Here is a 19,076-nt window from a genome sequence, read left to right as displayed (position 1 = left end):
TTGAAAGAAAGAAGGATTACACCATGAATGCAACAACCCAACAAAAGACAGCTGATTTATTTAAGTTTTTAGCGGCTGTCAAACGGATGGATATTCGTACTGAAACTAATACAAAAAGCTATGAACTTCTTTTATCTCCCGAGGCGTTAACGTATCCAAACGTGCGCGTCACTCAAGAAGAGGAGCTCTCCATCGAAGTTCATTTTCTCGCACCATTCGCAGAGAAGCGCCCAAGTCTTCCGCGAGAGTTGTACGCCTACGTTCTCCAAGAAGGCGAAACGTATAAACGGACAGAATTGTTTCCTGAAAAACTCGACGCGACGTTCAATGACTTTTTAACCTCGATTGAAACGTGGGAACAAGAGAAAAAAGCACACGAGTCTGCTCGAAAATTATACGACACGATGTATCGGACGATGCAACTTCTCTCGACCGAGAGCGATACATATGAACTTGTCTATTCATTCGGGATGTTGCACTGGCCGAATGACAAAATTGAACGGCCGTTGTTCACACGAGCAGCCGTACTCGAGTTCGATCAAGAGAAGAGTCTGTTCCGCATCGAAGCGTCAGCCATACCGACGAAACTCGAACTTGATATGCTCGACCGTGACCATGTTTGGATGTCATCTGAACTATCCCGATACGAAGTCGATTTTAAAGAAGAGCTCACTTTCGACTTCAAACCATGGGTCGAAACTGAATTACAAGAGCAGTCCGAGCGTGTATTGAAGCTGTTGAATGACGACCACGCCTATGGCGAAATCGCAACCGTCTATGCAATGCCCGGCATGCGCTTATACGTTCGCAAGAAGTCTGCCCATGCGTGGGTCGAAGAACATGAGAACTTGGCCACGTTGATCGAAAACGGTCTATCACCTTCACCTGCCTTACAACAGTTTTTGACGTCGAACGACGAAGAAATCCACGCGCTTGACGCGCTTGATCGTGACACGTGGAAGCCGGTCGGTGAAGAGATTCTCTTCCCGCTTCCATATAATGAAGAACAAAAACGCATTTTAAGTCAATTGAGTAACCATGCCGGTGTCGTCGTACAAGGACCCCCTGGCACAGGGAAGAGTCACACGATTTCAAACTTGATTTCGCATTTACTTGCACACGGAAAACGCGTCCTCGTCACCAGTGAAAAGGAACATGCGTTGAACGTCTTACGTGATAAACTCCCGGCCCAAATTCGCGAACTTGCGGTATCCGTTCTCGGATCAGATTCAAAGACGACAAAGCAGACGGAAAGTTCCCTTCAAGCAATTGCTTCGGAATTGAACCGCACGACTGCTTTAGAGTTAGAGGGTAAAGGAAAGCAAAAGCAACAAAAGTTGTATGAGACACGTGAAGAGATTGCCCGTTTGCGTCGGAAAATGATTGAGCAAGCCGCTAGCGAGCATACAGTGATTCCATATCTCGATGAGACGCGTTCACCGACCGATTGGGCGAAATGGACGAGCGAACAAAAAGTCACGATGCAGCTTCCGCTCCCCGTATTGACAGACACTTGTCCGCTGACGGCTGATGAATTGGCGGACTTCTATCAACTCATGGCAGAACGGGAAATGCTCAACCAAGGACCGAATGTGACGACCTATCCAGCGACGACAACGCTTCCGTCCCTTGAAACGTTCTTAGCTGAAAGCGGTCGTTACGAACAACTCGCCGCTCTCGAACAGACGCAGGCCGCTGCGTCATGGTTACAGGAAAAATCGACGTCACTTCGTCAACAGACACGAGACCATATTCAGACGTTGCTCGAGTCATTTGATCGTCAACCCGAGTGGCTACGTGAACGGTACAGCTACTGGGCCACCCATCGAAGCGATGAAGTGCAATGTGAAGAAGACTGTCAGGCGTTTGAACGCGACGTCAAAGCACTCGAGTCGTTGGAGCGTAAACTCGCCGTCCACGACATCGAATTGCCGTCTACTTTACCGAATGATGTATGGACGCTCGCTGACGAACTCGGTCCGGTTTTAGACGAAGGAAAGACCGACAGCTTTTTCTTCAGACTGACGAAACGTAAAAAATATGCCGTCTTACTCGATGAAACCAAAATTGACGGGAAGGCTCCGCAATCGAGTGCCGACCTTCAACTGTTGAAACAATTTAATGAATTGAAGTCATCGTTGACGACATTATCACGTCGTTTCAAATATGCGTGTGAACACTTTGAACTCGAGCTGGAGACACCTGAATTTTCGTCTTATCGGACGGCGCTTCATGCGCTCCGTGAATGGAAAGCTGTCTTTGTGACGTACAACGAGTCATTGGCTCCGACTTTCCGTCTGTACGACGAACGGTTCCGCTATGAGAAAGCTTGGTTGACGCAAGCCAAACAAGAGCTAGATGCCTCGCTGGCGCTCGATGAGATGAAGGAGCTACAGACAATCCAGACGTCTTATCTTTCACTCATCCATGACACGCACATCCATCCTGCGGCGTTACGTCTCAAGCAAGCGGTGCAAACTTGGGATGCCGGACGTTACACACAGTCCATTGAAGAGTTGGCATTACTCGAACAACAAAACACAAAAGCGACACGCCTAAAAGAACTAACAGAGCGCTTCAAACAAGTCGCGCCAGGTTGGTTGAACGCGTTTTACGACGGGACTGCTCCGACGCTTCAACTTCAGACGTTCGAACTCGATTGGAAAGTAGCACGTGTCTTGACGCTGCTCGAAGCACTGAGCGACGACGATTATCGGGAGAAGATGAAACGATTGGAGAAAGAGGAAGGAAAAGCAACGGCGGACTTGTGTGCGACATACGCGTGGAAAGAGCAGCTGACGCGGATGACACCGTCGAAACAAGAACGCTTGAACAGTTGGGCGAAGTTGATTCGCCAAATCGGGAAAGGCACTGGGAAACATGCGGCTCGTCATAAGCGAGAAGCCGCCCGTCAAATGGCTGCAGCCCAAGACGCGATTCCAGTTTGGATCATGCCGGTGAACCGCGTGCTCGAATCGTTCAAAGAAATCGACGAGCTGTTCGACGTCATCATCTTCGACGAGAGCTCACAAAGTACGATGGATGCCATCTCGCTCTTGTCGCGCGCTCGTAAAGCCATCATCGTCGGGGATGACCGCCAAATCAGTCCGACGACGTTCCAAGACCAAAATGCGATTCAAGAGAAGAAAAAGACATACTTCGGAAACGACACGACGATGACGTTATTCGATGGCTCATCGAGTCTATACGACCTCGCCTCCGTCAAGTTCAGTGCGACGGTCGGGCTCCGTGAACACTTCCGTTGCGTACCGGAGATTATCGGTTTCAGCAACGCCCATGTGTACGAAGGTCGGATCGTCCCACTCCGACTCCCGCAACGTGCCGAACGGTTGACGCCGGCGGTGCAGAGCGTCTTTGTCGAGGATGGGAACGTCGCTGAAACGACGAAAGACAAGTTCAACGTCCCGGAAGCGAAAGCGCTCGTCGCTCACTTGAAGCAGTTGATTGACGACCCACGCTACGCGAAGCGGACGTTCGGGGTCATCTCGCTCCTCGGGAAAGCCCAGACCGATCAAATCGAGCGGATGGCGACCGACTTGATCGGCATCGACAAGCTGATTGAGCACAACGTCCGCTTCGGTGACGCCTATACGTTCCAAGGTGATGAGCGTGACGTCATGTTGCTGTCACTCGTCGTCGCACCGAACCGCCGTTTTGCCGCACTCACGAAAGAGACCGACAGTCAGCGCTTCAACGTCGCGGCGAGTCGGGCTCGGGATCAGATGATTTTGTTCCATTCTGTGACGTTGCAAGACATCGGCAACCAAAACTGCATGCGCTATAAACTCGTCAACTACTGCCAGAATCCGCTCGGTGATCAAGAATCGTTCGAAGCGGTCCAGCACTTATTCGACTCTCCCTTTGAAGAAGAAGTATATAAGCGTTTGACGAACCGCGGCTATCTCGTTCGTCCGCAAGTTCAAGTGAACGGCTACCGCATCGACCTCGTCGTCGAAGGCGAATCGAACCGCCTTGCGGTCGAATGTGATGGTGAGCGTTGGCACGGACCGGATGTTTACGAGCAAGACATGTTCCGTCAAAAAGTGCTCGAACGGGCCGGTTGGACATTCTGGCGAGTCCGAGGTCGCCATTTTTACCGTGATGCGGATCAGGCAATGGAGCCATTATGGACGTTGCTTGATGAGATGGGGATTGAGCCGATTTTAGTTAATTAAATTTAATTGCCCCTAAGCAGAAATAGAGAAGGAAGCTGATGTAACAGTCAGCTTCCTTCTCTATTTCTCAATCAAATTTCGCTAAATCCCACTGTGTCACAATCCCCAATAACGCTTGATTCGACTTCCCTGATTCCGTAATCAATAATGCTTCTAACTTTTTGCCTTGATTTGCGGCCTGCAAAAAGTAATCTTTTGCTTCATAGATAGTATTTCTTCTCGAAACGAAGCGATACTTCTCAGCAAGTTCATCGACGGAAATAAGATCGCTCACCCTAGTCTCTTCGAATGAAATGAGATCATCCTTCACTTTTGACGCCAGCCAATTCGTGATACCGCTTTCAGTCACAAGCGAAATAAATTCTCCGTCGGAATTAAAAACAGGAAATTGAGAGTATTGGAATTGATGAACAAACTGGAGCATTTTACTCATCGAGTCCGTTTCATTCAATGAATAAACGTCACAGAAAAAGGTATTCATTCGCTTCGGAGAACGTAACTTTTCTTCAATTTCAATAATCTCACTCACAATTTTCTCGTGAGGTTCCGCAATCGGCTCACCGTCCAATCCGCTCCCATGTTGAATGGCGTTACGCAAGCGTCCAAAACTTTTTAACCGCTCTGCTTTTTGCCGAATCAAAGGATTATGTTTAGCGGCTTGATCCACAAGATAGGAAAACGAAATATGTTCTTCTTGTCCTAATTGCTGACGCAGTATCGTTTCAATGTTGTGGAACCGATCTAAGAAAATAACAGAGTTTTTCATGAGACACCTCCATGTTTGAAAACCTGATCTCAACGCACCACGAACGCTTCTTGTTTAACAGTTTTCCACGCCTCTCCGTCATACAATTTGAACAACTCGCTAGCCAATTGATAATTCCGCTCAAATGCTACGTTGCCTAGATTAAAGAATGGTTTTGTAGACTCGCTCCAATTCCATAACACACGCTTGTCTTCTCGAATTGGCATTTGTCGATCTTCTAATAATGCAGTGAGCGCTTTGCGTTCTATCGGCTCAGAGTATCCAAGCATCGCATAGAGGAAGTATGCGTACTCCGTCTCATCAAAATTCAAAACAACGACATGTGCTTTATGTTCGTTAATAAACCGCATCATGATCCTATACTGTTCAAATAACAATGGTCCTAAAAGCGTACTTTCTGGATGGCTACCATTCAAGATTGATTTCGTTAGTCGGGAACACTTCAATCGATGAGGTAACCGTAAAGCTGGGAAAGTAGGGATTGCTAGTACATTCGTTTTAACTCCAGCTAGTCGAAAGAAACGTTCGATTTTTTGATTAAAAGCATGTCTTGTAGTCGAACTATTTTTTCCTTGTTCATATATGAGAGACGCCCATGTCAAAAACTGTTCTTCGTCTAAATTCTGATTGATTGAAGAAGGGTTGAGGAGCATTCCACCTTCTCGAAATTCGAGTTCCTGAGTTCGGTTAAGTGGTGATTGGCCACCCCATACAATGACACGGATGTCTTCGACTTCTTGTGGGATGAAATGTGGAGCTGGTACGTTACTGCCTTCATATATGAATGGTATTAAGTCTCCCCAGATCTGAATCAATTCTTCGTTCAAATTCAGCAAACTATTGGATTCTTGACGTGTATTCCAAAGACCAGGTTCAAAGCGCCATGTGTGAAGCGTATCTTGAATAAAGTAGGGATGTTTGTACAGAATTGACTCCACCGTTTTCGGTGAATATGGATAATGTTGTTGAACCTCTTCAATTAACTTATCCACAGAAACCGGAGATTTCTGTTTTAATAAATAGTTTACTAAGAGTGAACGTGCGCTTGGATGTTCAATGGATGAATCGAGTTCTTGTAGACGGTTAAGCCGCTCAGCTTCTCGCATATCCTCTGGTAGATACGGAGCCACTCGGACAGTCGCTTTGCCCTCCTGAAGATTCTCGAATATCATCTTTTGTCCCGGTTTAATTCGATGTTCAAAGAGGAAATCGCTAAAACTGTGGCTTCCTGCCTGACCTTTTGCGTTCATGGTAAGAATAAAAGAACTCGACTGATTTACTACCTCTAGCTGTCCAGCGGCAAAATACTTTGCCAGCTCACCAGACACCTGAATCGTAGAATTTCTTCGTTCGAGTGTAGATAAACGAACCGTCACACGATTATTGGCTGTACGTTCACGTTTAATAGGTTTAGTAACTTCTATGTTCTGCTTCAGTCGTGGTGATGGGATTGGAGAAATAATTGTTTTCCCTCGCGTTTTATTTGAGGTGAGATCTAGTTCTTTAGGTTTGGAATCATCATAAATAATCGTATTCTGAGAAATAACAATATTTCGTTCCACCTTTAAAACTTGTCTCAATCCTTCATAATAAGCAGAGAATATATTTTCATATGGCTGTTTCCGAAAATACTTTTGAATAATTTCTCGAATTTTAATCGGTGTTTCGCGATTCCGTTTCAAGTGCTCAATAATGGCACCTTTCTGTTCTTCAATTTCTTCTAGAATATCTGGTGACACGGTGATGTTGTAATCCATTGGTGGATTATCATAATCATTTAAACTAATGCGTTGATAAGATGTCTTGAAACGGGAATCTACTTTAGGAAAGAACAAGACGTTAGAATCTTGGATGTCGTAGTATGATTTTACTTGTGCAATCACATCATGCCTGACGATGTTTTCGAGTTTATTCTTGTACATATAGCGATGGACCAAATCATTTAGCAATTGCCATTCGCTAAGAATGATATACTGTGCATCTTTATGCCCGTGCTTCCCGTTTAAAACAATAAATCGAGGATCTTTATATAAACTTGCTATTTTATTTTTCAAATCTTTACTCATTAAAATAGGCTCTCGGTTTTGACGTAGTTCACGCTCAAGCGAGTCAAATTGTGACGAAGGATCATTTTTCCGTCTCACGTAATCGCCTTCGCTAATGACCGACGGTACATTTGCTTCTAACGCTGTAGTTAAATTCCGAACAGCATCTTCTCTCTTGCATCCTCGTCCTGAATCCCAAATCATCATCAAATACTCAATTAATTTCTCTCGCGTCAATACATCGGTGTGAAGTGAGTTAAATGCCAACTGAATATAACTAATATTTGAAGAGACTACTCCTGAAGATTCCATCATTTCCCCTCGCCCCTTATATTCAAATGTTTTACAATTAAATTATATAAGAAAGGGGCAAAACAATGAATGATATTATCCAACGCCTAGTTAATTTTTTATCAGGTAAAGATAATCAACAAGCCTCGATTGATGAGGCTTTAGATTTGCTTGAAGATGAGTTCATCGATTTGCGACAACTTCGACAGATTCTAGCACACCAAACAAAAATTCATATGAATAAAGGTGTTCTCCAATTAACAAGTCAGGAGAAGCCAACTACACAAGCTAAAGCCTTTACACCTAAACAACGAACTGAACTCGTTGAGAACCTAGAAAAAAGACTGATAGGACCACAAAATGGTGAACATGAAACGCTCAAAGCTGCACCAAGTTCATTCTATTTGACCGGTCGACTCTTTCCATACGGGGCCTCATCAAACGTTATTCATGAAGAAGAGACGGATCAACCTTTAAACGAAGTTGAAGGCGTTACCGTTGAAGGTGAAGCCATCGAAGAAATCATCATTTCTCAAGACCAATTTCGTAACTCTAGCTTGGGTGTAAGCTTTATATTAAATGATATTGTCCCACTAACTTGTCATATCAGTTGGGCACGTTATGAATCCGTAGAAGAAGATAACTCTTTTTATTACAAACGGCAGCCGTTCTCAAAAATTGTCTCACTGGATTTAAATCAGAGTGGTGAACTGTCAATCGACTCAGATTCAAATCTACTTTTGAAATGGTATATTCGCCCGGGAAAATCCGGATTAGACATTAGTCTTTATCTTGTCCACAGCTTGGACTTAAGCTCAACTAATCGGTTCCCAAGACAAGAGGAGATTATTTTCCAACCGAAACTATCATTTAGCGTCAATAAGCAGGCGATTGTTCCGCGTCCTGCTTACGGCATGAACAACTTAATCAATTTCTTATATCGCGAACGGACTGTTCCTATTATTGGTCACCAAATCGGTACAGATTGGTCCGTAGACGACACTACCTACTACTTCACAACGACATGGTTGCCAAAAGAAGAAGTGCCTCTCGTTGAACATCAACGCTTGACGGATACGTCGTTCAACATGCTTGATTTGGCTAAGCAGCCTAAAGCCGAAGTTATTTCTCGGTTAAACAAATTACCAGATGCGTATATGGAATGGATTGCGGATGAATCCGCGAAGTTGGACGGCCTTAGCAAAATCGATCAATCCTTACTTTTGCAACAAGTTGAACAAGCAAGAGAAACTTGCTCGCGTATGTACGATGGAATTCGTCTTTTGGAGACGAATGACAAAGCCTGGACAGGTTTCAGACTCTCGAACTTAGCGATGCATGTTCAACGTGAGCAAGGGATTCATGCCTCGGTATATAAAGAAACAGGACAATACGATTTTGAACCCGTTAAAAGCGAATGGCGCCTGTTCCAGTTAGCATTTATCCTTATGAACTTACCTAGCAGTTTTGACGAGCAACATGAAGACCGTCAGCTTGTCGATTTGCTATGGTTCCCGACTGGTGGAGGTAAAACGGAAGCTTATCTTGGTTTAGCCGCATTCGTGATGTTTGTTCGCCGCTTAAAGAACGATGCCGGCGACCCAATGAGTTACGGTGGCATGAGTGTCATGATGCGCTATACGCTCCGCCTGCTAACCATTCAACAGTTCCAGCGAGCGACGCTCCTTATTTGTGCCATGGAAGCGATTCGTCGACACGAAGATACTTATTCGAATCAGATCCCCGAGATTCAATTAGCATACCTAGGTACCGTTCCGTTCTCGATTGGACTTTGGATTGGAAGTGCATCTACGCCAAACAATTATGATGATGCAAAGATCGCGCTGCAAAAACTAGCAAGCAACGAACCTCTTGAGAACGGGGAAGTCGGCAACCCGATGCAACTTAGCCATTGCCCTTGGTGTGGGGAGAAATTGACTGTACAAAACTATACGGTCAATCGAGCTAAAGCGACAATCAAATGTCCGAAAGCAAGATGTACATTCCACAGCGGCATCCCAGCATATACGATTGACGAGGCCATTTACGATCATTTACCGTCGCTCGTCATCGGGACCGTCGATAAACTAGCACAAATTGCTTGGCAACCGCGAATTGGAGAATTGTTCGGTCGTAAATCATCCTATCGAGCTTCCGACAACAAGTTCATAGACGACTCTCCGACACAAGATTTGCCACGGCAACACGCTTGGCTTCCTCCTGCGGATCTTGTAATCCAAGATGAGCTGCACCTTTTAAACGGTCCACTTGGTTCTCTAACAGGTTTATATGAGTTCGTGATTGATGAGCTCATGGGATTTGGCGAATCAAAACCAAAAATAGTTGCTTCTACCGCTACCATCAGTGGGGCTGAATCTCAAATTCGAGGTCTTTATGACCGTCCGGCAAACCAATTCCCAGTTTATATTCAATCACCTGATGACTCATTTTTTTCAAAAACAGTACCGATTGATCAGAAACCAGGTCGTCTGTATGTAGGTATTTCTTCGCCGGGGGTCAGTATGAAAATCCATACTGTGAACGTATACGGAGCATTGATTGCCGCGACACGGAAACAAGAGAAGAAAGCAGAACTCGATCCGTATTGGACCGTCGTTGGGTATTTCAATACAATTCGTGAATTGGCCGGTACGAATACGATGTTTTATGATGAGATTCGGACGTATCTTCAAGCGAATGAAATTGAAGAGCCATTACTCGATTTCGAAGAGTTGACGAGTCGTAAAAAAGCGCAGGAAATTCCAGAACTATTAGCTCGGATGGAACGAACATTTGAGAATGATGAAGTATTGGATGCTGTCCTTTGTACGAATATGATTTCCGTAGGAGTCGACGTCAACCGTCTCGGTTTGATGGTCGTCCATGGTCAACCGAAGACGACTGCTGAATACATCCAAGCTACGAGCCGTGTTGGTCGTCAACACCCTGGCCTAGTCGTAACAATTCTGAACCCTCAACGTACTCGGGATTTGTTCCACTATGAGCAGTTCAAATCTTTCCACCAGTCGTTTTATCAATACGTTGAGCCTACAAGCGTGACACCATTCTCTAAAGGTGCATTAAAACGCGGTATTACTGGTGTTCTCGTGGGATTGATTCGTCAAACGATGACATCGCCTTCTATTTCGAAATCCAATAGCGCAGGTCAATTTGATTTGGATGCTATAGACGTGACGATGATTGATCGCTTTGTCGCTCGAGCTAAGTCGGTGTATGATTGTTCCGAAACAGAAACTCGTCAGCTCGTTAGTGAAGTGTTAGATACATGGGAATCACTCGCTACTCGTACAAATCACGAACTAGCCTATCGTCAAAAAATTGTGAACGGTAGACCGATGAATACGTCACACCATTTGTTGAAGTACTTTGAAGAAACACCTTATACTCACGATGCGATGTTTGCGCTGACTTCTTTGCGCAGTGTAGAGCCTGAAATTAAAGTTGAAGAGGAGGTCAATCGCTATGACAGCTGGTGATTCAAAGCATTCTTATCAACGAGGTTCGATTCGTGCAGCACAATTACTTCATCACTTCGGTCCAGGAGCGATCGTTGATTTGCCAGACGGTAGTTTTATCACGAACGCAGTGGATCAATGGAAATTTGGATACAATAAAGTTCGCGAAGAAGACCATGACGCTGTGATGAGTGCTTTCAACCAGAAGCCGATCCGCCTACTGAACAGCAACCCTGAAGCAATACGCACGAAAGTATCCCGTTTTCCAGTCTGGCGCTTCTGTCCGAATTGTGGATTTATGACAGATCAACCGAGACGTACGTTTTGTACAAATCCAACATGTGAACCCCTTGGAGTGAAATATGCGCCGATGCGTTTTGTGACCGCTTGTCGGAAGGGTCATATAAGTGATTTCCCATGGGTGAAGTGGGCACATCAAGGACATGATATTTGTGATAATCCTCGTTTACGACTGATGACAGATAAGGGCACGCTATCGAGTTCTTACAAAACGATGCGAATTCGATGTACCAATTGTTCCACGCCTCCTGTTTCCCTGGCACGCATAAAAGAAAAGGGAGAGCTTGAACGTGTCACGGGGAAGACATGTGCAGGAACCAAGCCTTGGATTTTAAATCATCAAGTGGAGACGTGTGACGCTGAAATGACTGTGGCCTTGCGCGGAGAAACAAAATTACACATCCCAAACGTTCAAAGTGTTATTACGCTCCCACTCAAAACAGCAAGTCTTGAAGCGATTTATCAAGAAATTGATAAAAAGTATGAATTATTTAAAAATACATGGCCAAACTTTTCTACAGACCAAAAAACAATCATGCTGAAAGGGTTATTGAGTGACGGAGATTGGACAGAAAACGACATTCAAAAGGGCATTCGTTATTTAGATTCTAATCGGCAATTGGAGGACCTTGCTTTTGGTTCTATCAAACAACGTGAGCTCAGTGCATGGAGACACACAAAAACTGCACCGCTCCAAGAACAAGATTGCCAAGCCGAGCGAGTGCCTGTTCCTGAAGAATGGACAGACTATATCAGTCACATCACACGTGTAGATTTGATGCGTGAAGTCCGTGCGTTAACTAGTTTCAATCGTTTGAATTACGCAGATTCATTCGTCGAACGCAAAGCAGGAGATGGTGTCTCCATCTTTAAAAACCACACACACTGGTATCCAGGAATCGAGATTTTTGGTGAAGGGATATTTATTGAATTGAATCCAGAGATGATTGAAGAATGGGAAAGTCGTGACTCTGTAAAACGTATCTTCGAAGGCCAGTTGGCGAGATTCCAACAAAAACGTATAAAGCGTGGCCAAGTCGAAATCGAATTATATCCACGCCATATTTTGCTTCACACATTTGCTCACGCCCTAATTCGAGCGTTTGCTGAAACGAGTGGGTATTCTTCTACCTCCTTGCGGGAGCGGTTATATTTTGAGAATGGCGCTGCCTCTGTGTTAATCCATACGGCCGAGGGTGATTCTGAAAGCAGTTTAGGTGGATTGATTGAACTTGCCAAACCAGAGAAGATGTCATTGATGCTAAAGCGTGCCATTGAATTAACGGAGTACTGCTCATCAGACCCGACTTGCCTTGAAGGTGGCCAAGACCGAAAAGCTGCAGCATGCCATTGCTGTCTGTTCTTAAGTGAGACGTCTTGTGAATGGAACAATGAACTGTTAGATCGGCGGACACTTCATCCAAAGTTATCGGATGATCATCTCGCATTCTTTGACATATAACCCGCCGTTAGTAAAAAGAAAGACACAAAAATGGTGCGAAGACTTTACAGAAGTCTTCGCACCATTTTTTAGTTATTCACTTCCCCATACACTTCATTCATCATGTCTTCCATAATCACGGTTTTGAACTCATCGTTCTCTAGGATTTTTAGGAAAAACTCTTCATTACTACTCATCCGATCAATGACGAAGTTAATGAACGTCTTCTCAAATGCGAATTTAAAATTCTCTTTTGTATTGTTCTTTGCCTTTTCACGAATATCTTCACTGTTTAACATATCTTCTTTTACTTGCTCACGTGAAAGAAAGTCAGTTTCAGTGAATTGTGTGCCAAAGCGTTCATTTAACTTGTCTAATATACTTGATAAGCGGACTTTCTCGTCATCCCCTGAGCCACCTATCCCATGCTTTTGAGGATTTAAGTCGTAGCCGCCTGTTTTCTCAAGCTCAATGCCACCTTCAAACACTTTTTGGTTGCGATAGTATTCAAGCGTCACATCATCGGCCAAGTAAACATCTTTGTCATCTCGACCGCGAGGTAACTTACGCAGTAAATACGTCAGATAAATATACAACTTGTGTAAGTCTAAATCGATGAAGGTGATGACTTGTAAAATGAATCCGTAAGTCCGTGCAAACTTAGTGGCTACTTGTTTAAACGCATACTGTTCTTCATCTGAAAGGTTTTTGAATCGGTCTACACCTTTATCAAGAATCGCATTCAACTCAATCTGAGCTTTTGCGGACTTGTTCGCTCCACCTGTCACTTCAAGTTCGTTGACCCTTTGCACTTCTTGGGCCGTGAATAATTGATATGGTTCTATTTCAGCCTGCATGTCATACAAGATGTTCGGGTCAGTCACTTCAGATAAGCTAGTCGATTCATAATAAGGTTGGAACGATGCTTGAATATCTTCTGGGTCGTTCACAAAATCTAATACGAATGTATCGTCTTTACCGGGGCAAGTCCGATTCAAACGAGACAGAGTTTGAACCGCTTTAATACCGCTTAACGGTTTATCTACATACATCGTATGGAGGAGTGGTTCATCAAATCCAGTTTGATATTTTTCCGCCACTAGCAAGACTTTATATTCATCGGAGTTGAACTTTTCAGGTAACTCTCTTTCCGAAAACTGATTCATGTCCGGCTCCGTGTAATTGATGCCGCCGTCTTGAACGGTCCCAGAAAACGCTACTACCGTTTTCAAATCATTGTAACCCATCTCGTTAATATAACGATCAAAGGCGACTTTGTAGCGTACGGCGTGCAAGCGGCTCGCCGTTACTACCATCGCTTTGGCTCTGCCTCCAATTTTACGTTGTACAAAATTTCGATAGTGCTCGACGATGATTTCTGTCTTCTGCGCAATACTGTGCGGGTGCAGGGAGACGTATTGAGCCAATTTCTTCGTCGCTTGCTTTTGTGAAACTTCTGGATCATCGGCTACGGTCTTCGCAATCTTCCAAAACGTCTTGTACGTCGTGTAATTCTCGAGGACATCTAGAATAAATCCTTCTTCGATTGCCTGGCGCATCGTGTACTGATGGAAAGCTGCTGGTTTACCGTCTGGACCAACTGTCCCAAACTTTTCTAGAGTCTTTGGTTTTGGGGTAGCCGTAAACGCGAAGAATGACACGTTATCTTGTTTCCCACTCTTCATGATGGCTTCTACGATTTTCTCATCGACATCATCCAAGTTATCTTCGGCAATCCGATCTTCTTCGTATGCTGCTTCTAATGTCTTATCGGATAAGACGTTCGTCAGAGCGGTCGATGCTTTGCCCCCTTGTGAGGAGTGCGCTTCATCAATGATTACTGCATACTTTTTACGTTCTAAACCTGCCACTTTCTCTAAAACGAAGGGGAACTTTTGAAGCGTTGTAATGATAATGCGTGTCTCATTGTTAATCGCACGTGCGAGTTGGTCAGAGTTTTTATCAATCGGCTCAACCATTCCAGCTTTATGCTCCAACTGATAAACCGCATCTTGCAACTGTTTATCTAAGACGCGACGATCGGTAATGACGATGACGCTACTGAAAATCGATTCGTTATTCTCGTTATGTAATTTCGCCAATCGATGGGCGAGCCATGAAATCGAGTTCGTTTTCCCTGAGCCAGCAGAGTGTTGGATTAAATAGTTACGACCAACGAGATGACGAGATACGTCTGTTTCGATTTTACGGACTGCATCCAATTGATGAAAACGAGGGAAGATGAGCATTTGTCGTTCTCCAATGGTCTCACCGTTTGAATCTTTGATTTCATCTTTCTTCACGAAAATGAAACGATAAAGGATATCAAGGAGACTATCCGGTGCTAAAATGTCATCCCACAAGTAATGTGTCCGATAATTGCTGTCTTGAGGTAAAGGGTTTCCTTTGCCTCCCTGATTGCCTTTATTAAAAGGTAAGAAATAGGTTTTCCCTTTATCGAGCTTTGTGGTCATGAACACTTCGTCTGGATCAACAGCAAAATAAACAGCAACTCGCTCATTAAAACGGAAGAATTGTTCCCTAGGATTTCGATCATTCTTTAACTGTTTCATCGCATGTTCCACCGTTTGATTCGTTAATGGATTTTTTAGTTCCATCACGACAAGTGGTAGACCGTTCAGGAACAACACCATATCCAAACTATTGTTATGCTTGTCGCTATAATAGACTTGACGAGACACATTGAAACGATTCAATTGGTATTGCTCGTTCAACGTCTTATTCATATCGGTTGGTGGCTTATTGTAGGCAAGGTTTAACGTCACACCACGATCTTTAATTCCTTTACGTAAGCACTCGACTAATCCTTGCTTATGCAATTGATCTTTGATACGTTTTAGCACTTCTTCTTTGTAAGAAGGACCATACGACTTCTCAAGCGTACGCATACGTTTTTCCTGCGTATCCTCTAAAAATGCAAATAGTTCCTCTACGTCGATAGCATGCTGCTTAAAAGCGACACTTGCGTCACCTTCCAGTACACGCTTTTTATAGCCATTTTCAATTAACTCAGTTTCAATATTCGATTCAAACCCTTTTTCCGAAGTATCCATTGCCATGACAACTCACCTCACTTAATCAAGTTCCATATCACGTACATCAATCTTGCCTGTAACTGCTTCGTAAATTAGGGCTTGGCGGTATTCTTTTAGTTTTTTAACTGCATATCTATAAGATTAACCGTTGTATCAATTTGAGCTAATTTCCTATCTAAGTAAAGTGCTATTTCTCGTTGTTCTTCTATGTCTATAGTATAAACAAAATTAGAATTTTGAATGTTTTTTCTATCTAGTGTTGGCACAGCAGTTTGCGTACTTAAATTACTCATATCTAATGACTTCAAAATATAATAAATATATTTCATATCATTTTTTTATTATCTTTTACATATATACATGTATTGTGAGCCCAAAAATCAGTTTCCACATAATTTACTTTCCCCACACTCCCACTACGACCTACCGTTACATTCGGTCCTTTAGTAGTAATTGTATTATGATAGCCCATTATACCATTTGAAGCATAAACAGGAATTTCGCCTTCATTAAATTCCTCATGTGTTAAATCATGACCTCGCTGTAAAATAAATAGATTTTTTAACTTACTAACTTCCCAAAGCTCAGGAACCTCACCAATCCACTCAACACCTGAGTCTTTCATTTTCACATTAGGATTTAAACCTTTTGTAACAGCTTCTGTGATGATTGATTGGCGTTGTTGTTCTAATAGATTTATTTTAGACTCTTTCATATATATTAATGAATCTATATCACCAATTTTTTTATTTAGATAAGCCACTATTTTTTTTGATCAACATTTTTTGTGGGAATCATAAACTTCAAATCTTTTAGAGTCTGAGTGTATATAACGTCAATTGTCGTAGAGTTACTCAAAAATTGAACCTGTTCTTTCACTATATTAGTATCATTAAAAATATATTGTAAAAATTGAGGAATTATTTTCACTTCATTAATTTTCATCTTAATTAAGCATGGGTGCAAAATTCCTAATTCAACGTCAGTTGGAACAATAACACATTTTCCAATAGATCCTCTTGTAGTAACAAGTAAATCATTAGGTTCAACAATAAATCCCTTTAATTCCGCAAATTTTTCTGCTGAAATATAATACTCACCATTGATAAAATCTCTATCTAATACTGTTCTCTGATTGTATACTTTTATATCCGAACCTTGCATATCTAAATTTGTTAAATGACTTCCAAACGGACCCGCTTTAATAGCATTTTTTTCATTCTTCAAATACGAACTTAATCTAGCAATAATCCATCCATTTGGAATATCTTCAAATAATTTTTCTACAATACTCATCCCATCACCTTCTTCAACTGCTCCGCAATCTCCGTTTCTAACGTACGAATTTCGTCCATAATTTCTGCTGAGCTGCGTAATGCTGTATATTTGTAGAACTGACGAGTGAACGGAATTTCATAGCCGATTTTTGTTTTCGTTTCGTCAATCCATGCATCAGATACATGAGGTAACACTTCACGAGCAAAGTAATCCTCAATATTTTCTTTTAACGGAACGATTTCTGTATCACGTAAATCCGAATCAGGCTCGATCTCTGTTTTGTTTTTCATACATACATCAGCTGTTTCATCTTTTTCAGAAAGACCTGCTAGAATCGCTTTTAATACCGGTGCTCCAACTTTGATGTCTGCTTCTTTGAAAGCAGCTTTTAACACCTTCGTAAACTCATCACGATTTTTATATACTTTATCGCTCGCTAATGTGCGCAACACATATAAAATTTGTGTTTGTAGCTTCTTTCCTTCTTCGACTTCAAAGTGACCTGCATCGCCTTTTTTCTTCGATATTGCTAAGTTCAGGAACCCTTTTTCTTCAGTAACACGTGCTAAACGCTCTTCGCTCACTTGGAAGTTCAATCGTAACGGGCGTTCTACTATAATTTTTGAATAACCAAAGTCTTCATTATCGAAAATCTTTACATTTTCATGTGGCTGCGCATCCCCGTATAAACGCACGATTTCATTGATTTGTTCTTCTGTAATTTCATTACGCTTGCTACCCATAGATTTTTTCATCTTTTTCGAGAAGTCTACCGCATTAACCAAGCGCACTTTTCCTTTATGAAGTGGAGACTTATTATTTGTTAGGATCCAAATATACGTTGAAATACCTGTGTTGTAGAATAGATCATTTGGTAACGCCACGATACCTTCTACTAAATCGTTTTCTAGTACATATTTACGAATTTCACTTTCACCAGAACCAGCATCTCCTGTAAATAAAGGAGATCCGTTCATAATAATGGCCAAACGTGAACCTTGTGGATTTTCAGGTGTTACAGGCTTCATTTTCGATAATAAATGCAATAAAAATAGTAGTTGTCCATCACTCGTGCGAGGTGTGCCTGGACCGAACCGTCCATTGAATCCTTGTTGCGCATGTTCTTCTTTGATTGGTTTCTCATATGATTTCCAATCTACCCCATATGGAGGATTTGAAATGAGATAATCAAATTTTTCACGTGAGAACTGGTCGTTTGACAATGTGTTTCCTAAACGAATATTTCGGGCATCTTCACCTTTAATGAGTAAGTCTGCTTTACAAATCGCATATGATTCTGGGTTGATTTCTTGTCCGAAAAATTCCAAGTGTGCCGTAGGGTTTTGACTTGATAGATAATCTTGAGCCACAGAACCCATTCCGCCAGTGCCAGCTGCACAATCGTACAACGTTTGTGTTAAACCTGGCTTGGCTATAACACTTGTATCGTCATGTAAAAACAAAAGATTGGTCATTAAAGTAATCACTTCCCGAGGCGTATAATGGTCCCCTGCTTCCGCATTCTCATTGAAACGACGGATTAATTCCTCAAATACATAACCCATTTCAATATTGGAGACTGTTTCAGGATGTAGGTCGATTTCGCTGAAGCGTTTAATCGTTAAATACAGTAAGTCGTTTTGATCTAACTTATCGATTTGACGATCAAAATCAAAATGATCCATGATATCTCGCGCCACTTTTGAAAAGCCATTTATGTAGTCGCGTAAGTTATCAGCGATATTATCCGAATCCGTTAATAGCTTATTAAAATCATATTTGCTTGTATTATGAAAATTTTGCTTAGAGATGCGATTCAAAATTGGTTCTCGAGCCTCTTCACTCATTGATGAAAATTGATCAGCTTTCGCTAGTACTTCTTCTTTCGTACTTTCTAACACACAGTCAAATCGGCGCAATACGGCTAATGGCAGTACAATTTTCCCGTAGTCTTCTGGCTTGTATGGCCCACGTAAAACCTCTGCGATTGACCAAATAAAACTTACTTTGTCTTGAAAATTAATCATTTTGAATACCTCATTTTACATTTATTAAGAATCTGTCGTTTATAAATTTATTCTTTTCTATTTTTCTGGAAGATGACTTGTACTAATTATAGTTCAGTAGCTTTTTTTTGTAGACACCATATCATCATCTTATGCATTATTTTGTAAAAATCTTTGTTCAACGCTATAAAAGAAATGAGCATCGTGTCCCACTTGGGCGA

Annotated in this window: 10 protein-coding genes; 3 read left to right on the top strand and 7 right to left on the bottom strand. The window is 42.5% G+C overall.

Annotation, left to right across the window (positions count from 1 at the left end; translation table 11 throughout):
- The first annotated feature begins 23 nt into the window (after window positions 1–23).
- A complete protein-coding gene (locus tag DI14_RS05170; protein WP_034806150.1) occupies window positions 24–4,196 on the top strand; it encodes an AAA domain-containing protein in 4,173 nt (1,390 codons plus the stop codon).
- Between the two features lie 67 nt (window positions 4,197–4,263).
- Here the strand turns inward: DI14_RS05170 and DI14_RS05165 are convergent, their stop codons facing one another.
- Complete coding sequence (locus tag DI14_RS05165; RefSeq protein WP_034806109.1) at window positions 4,264–4,962, bottom strand: CBS domain-containing protein; 699 nt, start codon at window positions 4,960–4,962, stop codon at window positions 4,264–4,266.
- A gap of 29 nt (window positions 4,963–4,991) precedes the next feature.
- Entirely contained in the window at window positions 4,992–7,319 is a 2,328-nt protein-coding gene (locus DI14_RS05160) for a hypothetical protein (RefSeq protein WP_152545871.1), read from the bottom strand.
- Window positions 7,320–7,384: 65 nt separating this feature from the next.
- Here DI14_RS05160 and drmA point away from each other — a divergent pair, with 65 nt between their 5' ends.
- The gene (drmA, locus tag DI14_RS05155) at window positions 7,385–10,795 is read left to right on the top strand and encodes a DISARM system helicase DrmA (RefSeq protein ID WP_034806103.1); all 3,411 of its coding nucleotides are present in this window, start codon (window positions 7,385–7,387) and stop codon (window positions 10,793–10,795) included.
- On the top strand, window positions 10,782–12,536 hold the full coding sequence (gene drmB, locus DI14_RS15335; protein ID WP_152545870.1) for a DUF1998 domain-containing protein: 1,755 nt from the start codon (window positions 10,782–10,784) through the stop codon (window positions 12,534–12,536). The genes drmA and drmB overlap by 14 nt, the downstream gene beginning before the upstream one ends.
- A gap of 68 nt (window positions 12,537–12,604) precedes the next feature.
- On the opposite strand, the gene DI14_RS05145 is transcribed toward drmB, so the two are convergent.
- The 5 genes from DI14_RS05145 to DI14_RS05130 all read right to left on the bottom strand — a co-directional run bounded on the left by DI14_RS05145 (window position 12,605) and on the right by DI14_RS05130 (window position 18,876).
- Window positions 12,605–15,595 (bottom strand): type I restriction endonuclease subunit R, encoded by a 2,991-nt coding sequence (locus DI14_RS05145; protein WP_034806097.1) that lies wholly within the window; start codon window positions 15,593–15,595, stop codon window positions 12,605–12,607.
- A gap of 89 nt (window positions 15,596–15,684) precedes the next feature.
- Window positions 15,685–15,864 (bottom strand): hypothetical protein, encoded by a 180-nt coding sequence (locus tag DI14_RS15605; RefSeq protein WP_235193398.1) that lies wholly within the window; start codon window positions 15,862–15,864, stop codon window positions 15,685–15,687.
- Between the two features lie 32 nt (window positions 15,865–15,896).
- Window positions 15,897–16,334 carry a restriction endonuclease subunit S gene (locus tag DI14_RS05140; RefSeq protein ID WP_152545869.1) on the bottom strand — a complete coding sequence of 146 codons (438 nt, stop codon included), beginning with the start codon at window positions 16,332–16,334 and terminating at the stop codon, window positions 15,897–15,899.
- Window positions 16,334–16,867, bottom strand: a complete 534-nt coding sequence (locus DI14_RS05135) for a restriction endonuclease subunit S (protein ID WP_034806090.1) — start codon at window positions 16,865–16,867, stop codon at window positions 16,334–16,336. The genes DI14_RS05140 and DI14_RS05135 overlap by 1 nt, the downstream gene beginning before the upstream one ends.
- On the bottom strand, window positions 16,864–18,876 hold the full coding sequence (locus tag DI14_RS05130) for a class I SAM-dependent DNA methyltransferase (protein WP_034806087.1): 2,013 nt from the start codon (window positions 18,874–18,876) through the stop codon (window positions 16,864–16,866). The genes DI14_RS05135 and DI14_RS05130 overlap by 4 nt, the downstream gene beginning before the upstream one ends.
- Between the last annotated feature and the right edge of the window lie 200 nt (window positions 18,877–19,076).

The sequence above is a fragment of the Exiguobacterium sp. AB2 genome (assembly GCF_000696055.1).
Taxonomy (GTDB): Bacteria; Bacillota; Bacilli; order Exiguobacteriales; family Exiguobacteriaceae; genus Exiguobacterium; species Exiguobacterium alkaliphilum.
This window is presented reverse-complemented; position numbering and strand designations above follow the sequence as displayed.